The organism is Bacteroidota bacterium (assembly GCA_016714535.1).
Taxonomy (GTDB): domain Bacteria; phylum Bacteroidota; class Bacteroidia; order AKYH767-A; family OLB10; genus JADKFV01.
This window is the reverse complement of record JADKDR010000010.1, coordinates 68,447-85,885: the sequence shown is the minus strand read 5'-3', so window position 1 is coordinate 85,885 and position 17,439 is coordinate 68,447. Positions and strand designations below refer to the sequence as shown.

The 17,439-nt window shown below is 45.5% G+C and carries 9 protein-coding genes and 1 pseudogene; all 10 read right to left on the bottom strand.

All coding sequences use genetic code 11. The annotated features are described in order from the left end of the window. Position 1: 1 nt before the first annotated feature. The gene (locus IPO27_13815; GenBank protein ID MBK8847549.1) at positions 2–6,538 is read right to left on the bottom strand and encodes a hypothetical protein; all 6,537 of its coding nucleotides are present in this window, start codon (positions 6,536–6,538) and stop codon (positions 2–4) included. A gap of 581 nt (positions 6,539–7,119) precedes the next feature. Further along, entirely contained in the window at positions 7,120–12,204 is a 5,085-nt protein-coding gene (locus IPO27_13810; protein MBK8847548.1) for a T9SS type A sorting domain-containing protein, read from the bottom strand. A 72-nt stretch (positions 12,205–12,276) separates the two neighbouring features. Beyond that, positions 12,277–12,471: pseudogene (locus IPO27_13805) on the bottom strand (SprB repeat-containing protein). Beyond that, positions 12,443–12,649, bottom strand: coding sequence for a SprB repeat-containing protein (locus IPO27_13800; GenBank protein MBK8847547.1), 207 nt, complete (start codon positions 12,647–12,649; stop codon positions 12,443–12,445). The pseudogene IPO27_13805 and the gene IPO27_13800 overlap by 29 nt, the downstream one beginning before the upstream one ends. Before the next feature lie 82 nt (positions 12,650–12,731). Next, positions 12,732–13,256, bottom strand: coding sequence for a SprB repeat-containing protein (locus IPO27_13795; GenBank protein ID MBK8847546.1), 525 nt, complete (start codon positions 13,254–13,256; stop codon positions 12,732–12,734). Then, entirely contained in the window at positions 13,196–13,822 is a 627-nt protein-coding gene (locus IPO27_13790; protein ID MBK8847545.1) for a SprB repeat-containing protein, read from the bottom strand. The genes IPO27_13795 and IPO27_13790 overlap by 61 nt, the downstream gene beginning before the upstream one ends. Beyond that, positions 13,782–14,438, bottom strand: a complete 657-nt coding sequence (locus IPO27_13785; protein ID MBK8847544.1) for a SprB repeat-containing protein — start codon at positions 14,436–14,438, stop codon at positions 13,782–13,784. Before IPO27_13785 ends, IPO27_13790 begins: the two co-directional genes overlap by 41 nt. 82 nt (positions 14,439–14,520) lie before the next feature. Further along, complete coding sequence (locus IPO27_13780) at positions 14,521–16,476, bottom strand: SprB repeat-containing protein (protein MBK8847543.1); 1,956 nt, start codon at positions 16,474–16,476, stop codon at positions 14,521–14,523. A 98-nt stretch (positions 16,477–16,574) separates the two neighbouring features. Further along, positions 16,575–17,117 (bottom strand): hypothetical protein, encoded by a 543-nt coding sequence (locus tag IPO27_13775; protein MBK8847542.1) that lies wholly within the window; start codon positions 17,115–17,117, stop codon positions 16,575–16,577. Then, positions 17,051–17,425, bottom strand: coding sequence for a DUF11 domain-containing protein (locus IPO27_13770; GenBank protein MBK8847541.1), 375 nt, complete (start codon positions 17,423–17,425; stop codon positions 17,051–17,053). The genes IPO27_13775 and IPO27_13770 overlap by 67 nt, the downstream gene beginning before the upstream one ends. Positions 17,426–17,439: the final 14 nt, after the last annotated feature.

Genomic DNA, 17,439 nt, shown 5'->3' with positions numbered 1-17,439 from the left:
GTTACGCGCCATTGTTGCCAGTTACTGTTACATCTATCGATGCATCAGTTCCGCCATTGCACAATACATCTATTACTACGCCACTTACAACTTCGTTGCAGCCGGGTTCGTTTATTGTGAATGTGGCTTCTTCGGTACAGCCGTTAGCATCCGTTACTGTTACTGTATACGTACCAGCTGGAAGATTGCTTTGGTCTTCATCAGTACTACCATTGCTCCATAAATATGTGTAGTTTGGTGTGCCGCCTGTTGCAGTTACATCTATTGAGCCATCGCTGCCTCCGTTAGTTGTTACATCTGTTGGTGTACCGTTCATGCCTAATAATGCCGGCTCGGTTACTGTGAATGTGGCTGTCTCTATACAACCTGCTGCATCAGTGGCCGTTACGGTATATGTACCTGCTGCTAAACCTGTGCGGTCTTCGTTGGTATCGCCATCGTTCCATAAGTAGGTTACAGCTCCGTTGTTGCCTGTTACTGTTACATCTATTGATGCATCAGTTCCGCCATTGCACAATACATCTATTACTAAGCCACTTACAACTTCGTTGCAGCCGGGTTCGTTTATTGTGAATGTGGCTTCTTCTGTACAACCGTTTGCGTCTGTTACTGTTACTGTATACGTTCCAGCTGGAAGATTGCTTTGGTCTTCATCAGTACTACCATTGCTCCATAAATATGTGTAGTTTGGTGTGCCGCCTGTTGCAGTTACATCTATTGAGCCATCGCTGCCTCCGTTAGTTGTAACATCTGTTGGTGTACCGCTCATGCCTAATAATGCCGGCTCGGTTACTGTGAATGTTGCTGTTTCTATACAACCTGCTGCATCTGTTGCTGTTACAGTGTATGTGCCTGCTGATAAACCTGTGCGGTCTTCGTTGGTATCGCCATCGTTCCATAAGTAGGTTACAGCTCCGTTGTTGCCTGTTACTGTTACATCTATTGATGCATCAGTTCCGCCATTGCACAATACATCTATTACTAAGCCACTTACAACTTCGTTGCAGCCCGGTTCGTTTATTGTGAATGTGGCTTCTTCTGTACAACCGTTAGCGTCTGTTACTGTTACTGTATACGTTCCGGCTGTTAATCCTGAACGGTCTTCATTGGTGTCACCATCGTTCCATAAATATGTGTATGCCGGTGTGCCGCCTGTTGCAGTTACATCTATTGAGCCATCGCTGCCCCCGTTAGTTGTAACATCAGTTGGTGTACCGTTCATACCCAATAATGCCGGCTCGGTTACTGTGAATGTGGCTGTTTCTATACAACCTGCTGCATCAGTGGCCGTTACGGTGTATGTACCTGCTGATAAACCTGTGCGGTCTTCGTTGGTATCGCCATCGTTCCATAAATAGGTCACTGTGCCATTGGCTCCCGTTACTGTTACATCTATCGATGCATCAGTTCCGCCATTGCACAATACATCTATTACTACGCCACTTACAACTTCGTTGCAGCCCGGTTCGTTTATTGTGAATGTGGCTTCTTCTGTACAACCGTTAGCGTCTGTTACTGTTACTGTATACGTTCCGGCTGTTAATCCTGAACGGTCTTCATTGGTGTCACCATCGTTCCATACATATGTATATGCCGGTGTGCCGCCTGTTGCAGTTACATCTATTGAGCCATCGCTGCCTCCGTTAGTTGTAACATCAGTTGGTGTACCGTTCATGCCTAATAATGCCGGCTCGGTTACTGTGAATGTGGCTGTTTCTATACAACCTGCTGCATCAGTGGCCGTTACGGTGTATGTACCTGCTGATAAACCTGTGCGGTCTTCGTTGGTATCGCCATCGTTCCATAAGTAGGTTACTGTGCCATTGGCTCCCGTTACCGTTACATCTATCGATGCATCGGTTCCGCCATTGCATAATACATCTATTACTACACCTGTTACAACTTCGTTGCAGCCGGGTTCGTTTATTGTGAATGTGGCTTCTTCTGTACAACCGTTAGCGTCTGTTACTGTTACTGTATACGTTCCGGCTGTTAATCCTGAACGGTCTTCATTGGTGTCTCCATCGTTCCATAAATATGTATATGCCGGTGTACCGCCAGTTGCAGTTACATCTATAGAGCCATTGTTGCCTCCGTTAGTTGTTACGTCAGTCGGTGTACCGTTCATGCTTAATACGGCCGGCTCTGTTACTGTGAATGTGCCTGTCTCTATACAACCTGCTGCATCTGTTGCTGTTACGGTGTATGTACCTGCTGCTAAACCTGTACGGTCTTCGTTGGTATTTCCATCGTTCCACAAATAGGTTACTGTGCCATTGGCTCCCGTTACCGTTACATCTATCGATGCATCGGTTCCGCCATTGCACAATACATCTATTACTACGCCACTTACAACTTCGTTGCAGCCGGGTTCGTTTATTGTGAATGTGGCTTCTTCGGTACAACCGTTAGCGTCTGTTACTGTTACTGTATACGTTCCTGCTGATAAATTCGTACGGTCTTCGTTGGTGTCTCCATCGTTCCATACATATGTATATGCCGGTGTACCGCCAGTTGCAGTTACATCTATAGAGCCATTGTTGCCTCCGTTAGTTGTTACGTCAGTCGGTGTACCGCTCATGCCTAATAATGCCGGCTCGGTTACTGTGAATGTGGCTGCTTCGGTACAGCTTGCTGCATCTGTTGCTGTTACAGTATATGTGCCTGCTGATAAACCTGTGCGGTCTTCGTTGGTATCGCCATCGTTCCATAAGTAAGTTACTGTGCCATTGGCTCCCGTTACCGTTACATCTATCGATGCATCGGTTCCGCCATTGCACAATACATCTATTACTACGCCACTTACAACTTCGTTGCAGCCGGGTTCATTTATTGTGAATGTAGCTTCTTCTGTACAACCGTTTGCGTCTGTTACTGTTACTGTATACGTTCCGGCTGTTAATCCTGAACGGTCTTCGTTGGTATCACCATCGTTCCATAAATATGTGTATGCCGGTGTACCGCCAGTTGCAGTTACATCTATAGAGCCATTGTTGCCTCCGTTAGTTGTTACGTCCGTTGGGGTACCACTCATGCCTAATAATGCCGGCTCGGTTACTGTGAATGTGGCTGTTTCTATACAACCTGCTGCATCCGTGGCCGTTACGGTGTATGTACCTGCTGCTAAACCTGTGCGGTCTTCGTTGGTATTGCCATCGTTCCATAAGTAAGTTACTGTGCCATTGGCTCCCGTTACCGTTACATCTATCGATGCATCAGTTCCGCCATTGCACAATACATCTATTACTAGGCCACTTACAACTTCATTGCAGGTGGGTTCGTTTATTGTGACAATGCATGATAGTGTTGAATTAGAATTATCTGTAACGGTTATTGTGTAAACACCTGCTCCTATTCCTGAAATTACTGTACCAGTGCTACCATTGCTCCATAGATAAGTAAATGGCGAAACACCTCCTGTTGCCGTAACATTTGCACTTCCATCTGAACCACCGTTTGTTGTAACATCAACACCTGCACATAGAATTCCAAAAGGGTCAACCAAAGTGGTTTGACATGTGGAGGTATTACCCAAAATATCAGTAACGGTTACTGTGTATGTTCCCGCTGCAACTGCTCCAAGGTCATTGGAAGTATCGCCATTACTCCAAATATAGGTGTATCCTGCCAATCCCCCAACGACAACTGTAGTAACGCTTCCATCATTAGCTCCTACGGAAGAAGGATCAACTCCTGCGCAAGTTACCGAAAGCGGTTCGTAAAGTGTAACAGACAATATAGCTGTGCAGCCATTGTCGTCTGTTACCGTTGCTGTGTATGTACCGGCCGCTAAGTTCGTTCTGTCTTCGTTAGTATCACCATCGTTCCAAAGGAAAGAGTAAGGTGAAGTACCTCCTGAGGTTGTTACATTAACTGAACCATCGCTACCGCCATTTGTACTAACATTGGTGGGTATGGCGCTCATTCCCAGAATAATCGGTTCACTGATAGCAAACGATGCTGTATTTGTACAATTTGCGGCATCGGTAACAGTGACTGTGAAAGTACCTATTGATAGCCCTGCTCTATCTTCGTTGGTATTGCCATCGTTCCATAAATAAGATATAGCACCATTTGCACCTGCAACGGTTACATCGATGGTAGCATCGGCACCACCGTTACATATAACATCTTTTACCAACGCTCCAATTGTTATGTTACAAGTTGGTTCGAGTATGGTTGTAGAACAAGTTTGGGTGCAACCATTGGCATCTGTTACTGTTACTGTATACGTACCTGCGGAAAGCCCGCTCATAGATGCATTTGTATTTGCATTGCTCCATAAATAAGATAATGCTCCGGTGCCTCCACTTGCAGTAACACTTGCAGTACCATTGCTTCCGCCTGGGGTGGTGACATCTGTTCCGCTGCAAGTAGCTGTGATTGAAGTGGGTTGGGCTATTGTTACGTTTACAGTTCCTGTGGCTCCTGTATTATCTGTTACTGTTGCTGTATACGTACCTGCTGCTAATCCACAACGGCTAGCGTTTGTATTTCCATCGCTCCAAAGGTAGGTGAATGGAAAACCACCATTTAAGTTGTCGATAGTGGCACAGCCATTGTTGCCGCCACTGCATGTTACATTGCTCTGACTACTAACAAATGGCGAAGGTGGCAAACACGCGGTTTGTGCTGGGCCTACTTCTTTTATGCATACATCATCTATACATACACCGTCAATATTCTCATGTGAGCTTATAGCCACTCCAAAAAAGTTTCCATAATTTGAAGGTATTTCAAATACTGTTGTGTATGTGTTCCAATTTAAATCATTAAAACTGCCTGAGGTATTGGCTGGAGCAAGCAAGAGCTGCGTTAATACCGGAAATGCTCCTCCAGGAGTTTGGTAAAACCACTCTATACCTATTTCCGCATTGCCCTGTGGGCCATCAGGATTCCATGCTGCTGCTTTAAAACATAATTCGTAGCGCTTACAACTTGCAGCTATGCCAATATTATTTAAATAAATCTGCATGCACACATTATTATTAATTGATTCATTACGGCCACGTACCCATGTAAAATGTGTTCCATCAGCAGGGTCGCCATTTCCATTATTATTGCGAATATAAAATCCGCCAATTTTAGCTGCTTCATTTACGGTTACATCCGTACCTACAAACCAGCCATTATTTGGATTTTGTGCCTGGCTTATTACATTCTTGGGCATCCACATCGCCTCTGCTCCACTAAAAGTGGTGTTCCATAGGGCTCCCGGTGTTTCTGTTTCGAAACTGCCATTGGGCATTTGATTGCCCGTTACACAACAGGGAACAACTGCAGGTTGAACAACAAGTGCAGAGCAACTCTGAGTACAACCATTAGCATCGGTAACTGTTACTGTATACGTGCCGACAGAAAGCCCACTCATAGTTGCGTTTGAATTTCCATTGCTCCATAAATATGTCAGTGCTCCTGTTCCCCCACTTGCCACAACACTTGCTGTACCATCGCTACCTCCATTGGTTGTTACATCTGTATGGCTGCAGGTGGTAACCAAAGCTGACGGCTGTGTTATTGTTACATTTACTGTACCTGTGGCTCCGGTATTATCTGTAACTGTTACTGTATAAGTACCGGCCGATAATCCGCAACGACTGCCATTTGTATTACCATCATTCCAGAGGAATGCCCATGGAAAGCCACCATTTAAATTATCTATAGTTGCACAACCATTGTTGCCACCATTGCAGGTTACTGCACTTTGTGCTGATACAAAAGGTGATGGTGGCAAACAGGCCAATTGTGCAACGCCTACTTCTTTTATGCATACATCATCTATACATACACCGTCAATATTCTCATGTGAGCTGATGGCTACTCCAAACCAATTACTATAATTACTAGGTATTTCAAAGTTCACTGTATAAGTATTCCAATTTAAGTCATTGAAGCTATCCGATGTATTGGCCGGTGCCAATAATAAATTTGTCTTTATCGGAAATGCGCCACCTGGGGTTTGGTAAAACCACTCTACCGCTATCTCTGCATTGCCTTGCGCCCCATCAGGATTCCAAGCTGCTGCCTTAAAGCACAATTCATAACGCTTACAGGGTGCTGCTATGCCAATGTTGTTCAAGTATATTTGCATACATACTGAATTTTTTATGGTGCTATCATAACCACGAACCCATACATAGTGAGTACCATCGGCCGGGTCGCCATTGCCATTATTGTTGCGGATATAAAACCCGCCTATTTTATTGGCTTCGTTTACCGTAACATCGGTGCCAACAAACCAGCCATTTGCTGGATTCTGGAGCTGATTTATTATATTCTTGGGCATCCACATCGCTTCTGCACCACTAAAGGTAGTGTTCCATGTTGCTCCCGGTGTTTCTGTTTCGAAACTGCCGTTGGGCATTTGATTGCCCGTGGTGCAACATGGGGCTTGACCATGGCTAACATAGCTGATTCCAGTTCCTATAAAAAGTATCAAAATACTTTTTGAAAACACATTCCATCTTTCACGCAGAATAGTGTTTTGATGAGGGCTAGAAAAATCAGCCCTGTACAATAATGTCAAAAATTTAAACATCTGAAAAAAAATTAAAAATTAGTATTAAAAAGCAAAAAAAAGAATCAATTAAAAAGTTTTTCATTTGATCACTCCATTTGATTAATTAAAAAGGAAAAATAAAAGAAATTCAATTATTCCATTGTTATTGAAAAAAACACAGTCTCTTATTTTTGAAAAATAATCCCAAAAAAATACTTAAAAAAATTAATCCTCAAGTGTGATTAGCAAACGAAAAAAAGCATGGTACTAAAGTATGATTAAAACTAATCAAAGTATATCCTTAGTGCCACAAAAGTGCCTTGATTAATTTAAATAGCCAAATAAAATCAAATTCGATTGTCAAGCCTTTTTGGTGAATGTGATTTTCATTTTCATCAATTTAAATTTGATGAATAACAAATATAATTTTAAGCCAGAATCTAAAATGACCAGCCAGGATTAAAATAAATCAATAACCTATTCACCAATCAGATGCTATAAAAACCGAAAATCTATGTTAATCAAAAAGAAAATCATAACTCACTACCAAGCTATATAATAACCAAAAAGCCCCTGCCAATTTCTTGACAGGGGCTTCGGTAAATTACTTATTACAAATCTTAATACTGCTTCACCACACGCACTACCTGAACATTATCGTTCATAGTAAAGCGAACTGTATATACTGCTGGTGGGTAAGCACTTAAATCAAAGTTTACTTCATTCAAGCCTTCGTCAGATACCTTACCGAAGTTCTCTACTACCTTACCATTGATGTCTTTGATATCAATGCTATAGTATGCTGATTGCTTAGCGTTAAATGACACCACAAATCTTCCTAATGTTGGATTTGGATAAACATTGAACTTTGACAACAAGGCCTCGCCTTCCATGGCAGTTTTAATCTTATCACATGGATCTTTTGGATTCACTAAGGTATACATTACCTGCGCAGTACATCCATAAGCACTTGTTACGGTTACTGTATACTTACCAGCCTTCAAATTGCCTATTACCTGCGTGGTTGCTCCATTGCTCCACAAGAAGGTGAATGGACCTGTGCCGCTAGTAGGTTTAGCCTTCAATGATCCATCTTCTGCTCCATGGCAACTAACAGGTGCTACCACTTGTATAATGGCCTTCACTTCATCCTGTACATCCGTAATACTTACCATGGTGTTTACATCGCAACCCTTACCATCTGTAACTGTTACCGTATAGGTTCCAGCACATAATGAGCTTATCTGGTCACTGGTACTACCATTGCTCCATAAGTAACTATATGGGGCTGTTCCACCAGAAGCTGATACAGATGCTGTTCCATTACATATTCCGCAAGCAGCGTTGGTACTGTTGCCAATGATAGCAACCAACTTTTGTGGTTGAGTTAAGCTGAACGAAGCAGTGCCCGTGCAACCATTTGCATCAGTTGCAGTTACCGTGTAGATACCGGCTGTTAAATTTGTTGCTATTGCTCCCGACTGACCATTGCTCCATGCATAAGTGTATGGTGCTGAGCCTCCGGTTGCTGTTGCTGTCAATTCACCATCGTTGCCACCACGGCATGATATGCTGTGAGTTTTACTAATGCTCGCACTAATGCTCGCCTGGCCTCCGTTTATTACTACGGTTGCCATGGTCTGACATCCACCCGCATCGGTTACGGTTACCACATAGGTTCCTGCACATACGTTAGCTACTACATCTGTTGTAGCTCCATTGCTCCACAGGTAGGTATATGGCTCGCGTCCTCCATCAACTAATACTTTTGCCTTTCCATCACAACCTTTGCAGGTTGCATCTTTGCCCTTACCTACAGCTACTAAAGCTGCCGGCTGGCCTATCTTTATGGTCGTGCTTGCGCTGCATCCATTTGCATCTGTTACGGTAACCGTATAGATACCTGCTGATAAGGTTGGCTGATGCTTTGTTGTGCTTCCATTGCTCCACAGGTAAGTATATGGTGCTGTGCCTCCGCTAGGCTTTATGGTTGCTCCACCATCATTACCGCCATTACAAGTTGGATGGTGCTTACGATAGAACATCACAATTGTGGCATTCTTATCATCAACCTTTACAGTAGCTGCAGCTGTACAACCATTTGCATCGGTTACCACTACACTGTAGTTGCCACCACACAATCCGGTTGCTGTTGCTCCCGTTTGGCCGTTATTCCATGCATAGCTGTATGGCATGGTGCCTCCACTTACGCTAACAGTTGCTGTGCCATTGCATGCTCCACATAATGCGTTAGTTGATGTAGCAGAAGCACTCATGGTGCTACCTGCATCATCTACCTTCACTATACAGTTGCTTGAACATCCTTTTGAATCAGTTACAGTTACATCGTAGTTGCCTGCACATAATCCTGTTGCAGTCATAGTCGTTTGACCATTACTCCACAGGTAAGTATATGGTGCTTTACCACCCGTTGCTGTTGCTGTTGCAGTGCCGTTACATCCTCCGCAGGTTGCGTTGGTTGCTGTTGCATTGCATGATACTACTGACTTAGGCTGACCTATCTTAATGCTGCACTCGGTGCTGCATCCTGCTGCACTCCATACGGTTACGGTATATGTTCCAGCTGATAAGCCTCCAATAGTTGCTGTTGTTGCTCCATTGCTCCATGCATACGTGTATGGGGCGGTTCCTCCTATAACAACTACAGTTGCACTTCCATCATTGCCACCCTGACAACTTACGTTGGTCTTGGTCACACTGCATGTTAATGCCTGGCTGATATCATCTACTTTCACTGTACAGTTGCTAGAGCATCCTTTTGAGTCGGTTACAGTTACATCGTAGTTGCCGGCACACAATCCTGTTGCAGTCATGGTCGTTTGACCATTACTCCACAGGTAAGTATAGGGTGCCTTGCCACCTGTTGCTGTTGCTGTTGCTGTGCCGTTACATCCTCCGCATGTTGCATTGGTTGCTGTTGCATTGCAGGTTACTACTGACTTAGGCTGACCTATCTTAATGCTGCACTCGGTGCTGCATCCTGCTGCACTCCATACGGTTACGGTATAGGTTCCTGCTGATAAGCCGCCTATAGTTGCTGTCGTTGCTCCATTGCTCCATGCATACGTGTATGGGGCGGTGCCTCCTATTACAACTACAGTTGCACTTCCATCATTGCCACCCTGACAACTTACGTTGGTCTTAGTCACACTGCATGTTAATGCCTGGCTGATATCATCTACTTTCACAGTACAGTTGCTAGAGCATCCTTTTGAGTCAGTTACTGTTACATCGTAGTTACCGGCACACAATCCTGTTGCAGTCATGGTCGTTTGACCATTACTCCACAGGTAGGTATAGGGTGCCTTGCCACCTGTTGCTGTTGCTGTTGCTGTGCCGTTACATCCTCCGCAAGTTGCATTGGTTACTGTTGCATTGCAGGTTACTACTGACTTAGGCTGACCTATCTTAATGCTGCACTCGGTGCTGCATCCTGCTGCACTCCATACGCTTACGGTATAGGTTCCTGCTGATAAGCCGCCTATTGTTGCTGTTGTTGCTCCATTGCTCCATGCATATGTGTATGGGGCGGTGCCTCCTATTACAACTACAGTTGCACTTCCATCATTGCCACCCTGACAACTTACGTTGGTCTTAGTCACACTGCATGTTAATGCCTGGCTGATATCATCTACTTTCACAGTACAGTTGCTAGAGCATCCTTTTGAGTCAGTTACTGTTACATCGTAGTTGCCGGCACACAATCCTGTTGCAGTCATGGTCGTTTGACCATTACTCCACAGGTAAGTATAGGGTGCCTTGCCACCTGTTGCTGTTGCTGTTGCTGTGCCGTTACATCCTCCGCATGTTGCATTGGTTGCTGTTGCATTGCAGGTTACTACTGACTTAGGCTGACCTATCTTAATGCTACACTCGGTGCTGCATCCTGCTGCACTCCATACGGTTACGGTATAGGTTCCTGCTGATAAGCCGCCTATAGTTGCTGTTGTTGCTCCATTGCTCCATGCATACGTGTATGGGGCGGTGCCTCCTATAACAACTACAGTTGCACTTCCATCATTGCCACCCTGACAACTTACGTTGGTCTTAGTCACACTGCATGTTAATGCCTGGCTGATATCATCTACTTTCACTGTACAGTTGCTTGAACATCCTTTTGAGTCAGTTACAGTTACATCGTAGTTGCCAGCACACAATCCTGTTGCAGTCATGGTCGTTTGACCATTACTCCACACATATGTGTATGGAGCTATTCCACCTGAACCTATTGCTGTTGCTGTACCATCACAAGCTCCGCAGGTAGCATCCGTTGAAACAACAGAACATGCTACTGAGGTAGACGGCTGATTAATCTTCACAGAACATGATGTTGTACATCCTGCTCCGCTAGTAACCGTTACCGTATAAATACCTGCTGCTAAACCGTTAACTGTTGCTGTTGTGCTTCCATTGCTCCATAGATAAGTGTAAGGCGCATTTCCACCTGTTACGCTAACTGCAGCGCTTCCATTATTGCCTCCAAAACAACTTACATGTGTTTTGCTTATGGTGCATGACAGATTCTGACTGCTTCCGCTTACTACTGCATTGCATTCGGTAGTACATCCATTCTTGTCTGTTACAGTTACCGTATACAATCCTGCACACAAGTTAGTAGCATTTGCTCCTACTTGTCCGTTGCTCCACAGATAGGTATAGCCTGGCTTTCCACCGGTTGCTGTTACACTAGCTGTACCATCGCAGCTGCCGCATGTAGCATCTGTTGATGATGTGTTACATGATAACGAAGTAGGTTCGAAAATACAAATAATACATTTCGTGGTACAACCACCGCTGCTTGTTACAGTTACGGTATAGAAGCCAAATGTAAGATTGGTAATTGTTTGCGTTGTAGCACCATTGCTCCATACATAAGTATATGGCGCACCGTTTCCATTTACATTTACGGTAGCGCTTCCATCATTACCTCCATAACAACTTACGTTAGTCTTGGTAATAGAGCATGATAGCTGCTGATTTTGTGAGCCCACAACTACAGAACATGAACTTGAAGAACATCCGTTTGCATCAGTAACTACTACCGTATATGTTCCAGCACATAATCCTGTGGCTGTTGCATCAGTGCTGCCGTTGCTCCAAACATAGGTGTATGGTGCTGTGCCATTTATTGCAGTTACAGTAGCGGTGCCATTGCACTTACCACATAATGCCGGTGTTGAAGAAACTGAGCATGAAACAGATGATGGACCTGAATTTACCACAACAGTATTTTCAGTAGTACATCCATGTGCATCAGTTACGGTTACTGTATAACTACCTGCAGCTAATCCACTTATGCTTGCATCGGTTGAACCGTTGCTCCATAGGTAGGTATAAGGTGCAGTGCCACCTGTAACAGATACTGAAGCGGTACCATTGGCTAATCCGCAAGTAGCATCAGTAGATGATACTGCTGCAATTACTGCAGATGCCGGTTGGTTGACAGTTGCGCTACACTCTGAAGTACATCCGTTTGCGTCTGTTACTGTTGCCGTATAAATGCCAGTTGCCATTCCTGTAATGCTAGAAGTTGTTGCTCCATTGCTCCACTGATAACTATATGGCGCTGTACCTCCGGAAGCAATTACACTTGCCGTGCCGTCTAAAGCTCCAAAGCAATTCACATCGGTAGAGCTACAGGTTGCACTCATTTGAACAGGCTCACTTACTGTTGCGCTGCACATAGATGAACATCCATTGGCATCCGTTACCGTTACTGTATAGGTTCCAGCTGTTAAGCCACTGATGCTTGCATCTGTTGAACCATTACTCCACAGGTAGGTTAAGCTTCCTGCTCCGCCTGTAGCGGTTACACTGGCTGTTCCGTCTGCTGCTCCATAGCATGTTGCATCGGTTGCGCTGCATGTTGCTGCAGGACCATTACTGTTATTTACTGTGCTCTCGCATGTTGCGGTGCATCCATTAGCATCGGTTACCGTTGCTGTATAGATACCTGCTCCCGCCGCTTACGCTGGCATCGGTTGAGCCGTTGCTCCATACATACGTGTATGGTGCCGTGCCGCCTGAGGCTGCTACGCTTACGCTACCGTTTGATGCTCCACAAGTGGCATCGCCTGCACTGCAGGTTGCTGCCAACTGACTCGGCTCACTTACTGTTGCGCTGCACATAGATGAACATCCATTGGCATCCGTTACCGTTACTGTATAGGTTCCAGCTGTTAAGCCACTGATGCTTGCATCTGTTGAACCATTACTCCACAGGTAGGTTAAGCTTCCTGCTCCGCCTGGTAGCGGTTACACTGGCTGTTCCGTCTGCTGCTCCATAGCATGTTGCATCGGTTGCGCTGCATGTTGCTGCAGGACCATTACTGTTATTTACTGTGCTCTCGCATGTTGCGGTGCATCCATTAGCATCGGTTACCGTTGCTGTATAGATACCTGCTCCCAAGCCGCTTACGCTGGCATCGGTTGAGCCGTTGCTCCATACATACGTGTATGGTGCCGTGCCGCCTGAGGCTGCTACGCTTACGCTACCGTTTGATGCTCCACAAGTGGCATCGCCTGCACTGCAGGTTGCTGCCAACTGACTCGGCTCACTTACTGTTGCGCTGCACATAGATGAACATCCATTGGCATCCGTTACCGTTACTGTATAGGTTCCAGCTGTTAAGCCACTGATGCTTCCATCTGTTGAACCATTACTCCACAGGTAGGTTAAGCTCCTGCTCCGCCTGTAGCGGTTACACTGGCTGTTCCGTCTGCTGCTCCATAGCATGTTGCATCGGTTGCGCTGCAGGTTGCTGCAGGACCATTACTGTTATTTACTGTGCTCTCGCATGTTGCGGTGCATCCATTAGCATCGGTTACCGTTGCTGTATAGATACCTGCTCCCAAGCCGCTTACACTGGCATCGGTTGAGCCGTTGCTCCATACATACGTGTATGGTGCCGTGCCGCCTGAGGCTGCTACGCTTACGCTACCGTTTGATGCTCCACAAGTGGCATCGCCTGCACTGCAGGTTGCTGCCAACTGACTCGGCTCACTTACTGTTGCGCTGCACATAGATGAACATCCATTGGCATCCGTTACCGTTACTGTATAGGTTCCAGCTGTTAAGCCACTGATGCTTGCATCTGTTGAACCATTACTCCACAGGTAGGTTAAGCTTCCTGCTCCGCCTGTAGCGGTTACACTGGCTGTTCCGTCTGCTGCTCCATAGCATGTTGCATCGGTTGCGCTGCAGGTTGCTGCAGGACCATTACTGTTATTTACTGTGCTCTCGCATGTTGCGGTGCATCCATTAGCATCGGTTACCGTTGCTGTATAGATACCTGCTCCCAAGCCGTTTACGCTGGCATCGGTTGAGCCGTTGCTCCATACATACGTGTATGGTGCCGTGCCCGCCTGAGGCTGCTACGCTTACGCTACCGTTTGATGCTCCACAAGTGGCATCGCCTGCACTGCAGGTTGCTGCCAACTGACTCGGCTCACTTACTGTTGCGCTGCACATAGATGAACATCCATTGGCATCCGTTACCGTTACTGTATAGGTTCCAGCTGTTAAGCCACTGATGCTTGCATCTGTTGAACCATTACTCCACAGGTAGGTTAAGTTTCCTGCTCCGCCTGTAGCAGTTACACTGGCTGTTCCGTCTGCTGCTCCATAGCATGTTGCATCGGTTGCGCTGCAGGTTGCTGCAGGACCATTACTGTTATTTACTGTGCTCTCGCATGTTGCGGTGCATCCATTAGCATCGGTTACCGTTGCTGTATAGATACCTGCAGACAAGCCGTTTACGCTGGCATCGGTTGAGCCGTTGCTCCATACATACGTGTATGGTGCCGTGCCGCCTGAGGCTGCTACGCTTACGCTACCGTTTGATGCTCCACAAGTGGCATCGCCTGCACTGCAGGTTGCTGCCAACTGACTCGGCTCACTTACTGTTGCGCTGCACATAGATGAACATCCATTGGCATCCGTTACCGTTACTGTATAGGTTCCAGCTGTTAAGCCACTGATGCTTGCATCTGTTGAACCATTACTCCACAGGTAGGTTAAGCTTCCTGCTCCCGCCTGTAGCAGTTACACTGGCTGTTCCGTCTGCTGCTCCATAGCATGTTGCATCGGTTGCGCTGCAGGTTGCTGCAGGACCATTACTGTTATTTACTGTGCTCTCGCATGTTGCGGTGCATCCATTAGCATCGGTTACCGTTGCTGTATAGATACCTGCAGACAAGCCGTTTACGCTGGCATCGGTTGAGCCGTTGCTCCATACATACGTGTATGGTGCCGTGCCGCCTGAGGCTGCTACACTTACGCTACCGTTTTGTAAACTGCAAGTTTCATCAATCGCACTGCATAAAGCTTCAAGCGGATTAGGCTGAGTAACATCATAAGTACATAGTGAAGAACATCCATTTGCATCAGATACTGTTACCGTATAAGTGCCTGCTACTAGTCCACTGATGCTTGCATCAGTTGAACCGTTGCTCCATAAATAACTGAATGGTGATGAACCGCCAGAAACTGTTACGCTTGCTGAGCCATTTGATCCACCAAAACAATTAACGTTAGAGCCACTGCAGTTGGCAATCAAGTTACCAGGAACATCCACCAACGATGAACAAGTTACTGTGCAACCATTGGCATCTGTTACTGTTACAGTGTATGTACCACCAGCTAATCCTGAAATCGAAGCCATAGTTTCACCATTGCTCCATAGATAGCTAACTGGCATTGTTCCACCTGATACTGTTACATCCGCAGTTCCATTGCTAGCTCCGCAAGTAGTACCAGTTGCATTGCAGGATGCTGATAATACAGAAGGTTCATTTATAGTAGCCGAACATTCAGAAGTACATCCATTTACATCAGTTACCGTTACTGTATACGAACCTGCTGTTAAGCCTGTGATACTTGCATCAGTAGAACCATTGCTCCATAAGTATGTATATGGTGCTGTGCCGTCTGTTGCTGTTACACTTGCCGAACCGTCTGAACCTCCGTTACATAGAACATCTGTTCCTGAGCATGTTGCTAAAGGTCCGTTCAAGTTGTTTACTGTGCTTTCGCAGGTTGCTATACATCCATTTGCATCGGTTACTGTGGCTGTGTATACACCTGCAGCTAAGCCGGTGATACTTGCATCCGTTGAACCGTTGCTCCATGAATATGAATATGGTGCTGTGCCATCTGCTGCTACTACCATAGCCGTGCCTGTTGCTGCGCCACATGATGCATCGGTTGCACTGCATGTTGCTGTTAATGCTGTTGGCTCACCTACTATGTGTGTGCATGATGATATACATCCCGTTGCATCTGTTACTGTTACCGTATACGAACCTGCTGTTAAGCCTGTGATACTTGCATCAGTAGAACCATTGCTCCATAAGTATGTATATGGTGCTGTGCCGTCTGTTGCTGTTACACTTGCCGAACCGTCTGAACCTCCGTTACATAGAACGTCTGTTCCTGAGCATGTTGCTAAAGGTCCATTCAAGTTGTTTACTGTGCTTTCGCAGGTTGCTATACATCCATTTGCATCGGTTACTGTGGCTGTGTAAACACCTGCTGCTAAGCCGGTGATACTTGCATCCGTTGAACCGTTGCTCCATGAATATGAATATGGTGCTGTGCCATCTGCTGCTGTTACCATAGCCGTGCCTGTTGCTGCGCCACATGATGCATCGGTTGCACTGCATGTTGCTGTTAATGCTGTTGGCTCTGTTATAGTTGAAGTGCATTCAGCTGTGCAACCATTTGCATCTGTTACAATAACTGTGTATGAACCAGCTACCAAGCCTGTTGCAATAGCATCTGTTGTACCATTGCTCCATAAGTATGCCACTGGCGCTGTTGAGCCGGTTAAAGATACAGATATAGAACCATCACTACCGCCATTACAATTTACATTTGTTGGAGTGCAAGTTGCTACTACATTACAATTTGGAATTGGTACATAACCTGCATCTATCGTTGGATTGTTTACATCCAAACCGGTTAATGCTGTGTTGATGGTTACGATTCCTGATTGACCTATTGCATTTGCATCGTTGTTGCCATCTACTTGTGGAGCCTGGTCAACTACGCCTGTTAAGCCGATTGCACTTGGAATTCAATGGGAACTGTACATAGTATGTTTCCTGACTGTAAGCTATCGAATGTGTAGTAACCTGGGTTACCGTTTACATCGTTTGCTGTTACCGTGCTGTCTAACAGATTGCCTGAGCCATCGTATAAGTAAACAGTTAATCCATTGATACCATTTGCTGCTGGCTCATCTTGTAAGCCATTCTGATTATCATCATACCATAAGTAGTTTCCTAATGATCCTAATACGTTCGCTAATGGAACTGTTGCAGGGTCATTGTCATCTTCATCGCCACCACCGTTGTTGATTTCATCATCTACCGTTGTATCGTTGTTCGGATCGGTATCTGGTTGTGAGTCAACATCGGTTGGAGGTGTGTTGGTACTGTCTGTATCGTTATCTGCACTTGTTATCTCAGCAATATTGGTCATGTTGCTTGAGCTTGCTCCGGCAGCTACTGTTAATGTAATGTCTAACGCTATGCTATCGCCTGCCGCCAATGGGCTGCTATATTTGCTACTGCGTCTGCTCCGCTTGCTGTCCATAGTGGGCTTGCGCCTGCATTGAACGTGAAGCCTGCTGGTATGGCATCTAATACATCTACATCATATGCTGCTACATTGCCTTGGTTAAATACGGTGATAGTGAATACTACATCATCGCCAATATTTACCGGAGTTACCTGTGCTGTTGTTTTGCGTAAAGCAAGGTCAAATATTTGTGGTACATAACCCGCATCTATTGTTGGATTGTTTACATCCAAACCGGTTAATGCTGTATTGATAGTTACGATTCCTGATTGACCTAAGTTGTTTGCATCGTTGTTGCCATCTACTTGTGGGAGCCTGGTCAACTACGCCTGTTAAG

Bases quoted from the DNA above. Each gene is read 5' to 3' on its own strand.
- IPO27_13815 (MBK8847549.1), bottom strand. From the start codon at position 6,538: ATGTTTAAATTTTTGACATTATTGTACAGGGCTGATTTTTCTAGCCCT.
- IPO27_13810 (MBK8847548.1), bottom strand. From the start codon at position 12,204: ATGTGCAGCGCAACAGTAAGTGAGCCTGTTCAAATGAGTGCAACCTGT.
- IPO27_13800 (MBK8847547.1), bottom strand. From the start codon at position 12,649: ATGTGCAGCGCAACAGTAAGTGAGCCGAGTCAGTTGGCAGCAACCTGC.
- IPO27_13795 (MBK8847546.1), bottom strand. From the start codon at position 13,256: ATGCTATGGAGCAGCAGACGGAACAGCCAGTGTAACCGCTACAGGCGG.
- IPO27_13785 (MBK8847544.1), bottom strand. From the start codon at position 14,438: ATGTGCAGCGCAACAGTAAGTGAGCCGAGTCAGTTGGCAGCAACCTGC.
- IPO27_13775 (MBK8847542.1), bottom strand. From the start codon at position 17,117: ATGGACAGCAAGCGGAGCAGACGCAGTAGCAAATATAGCAGCCCATTG.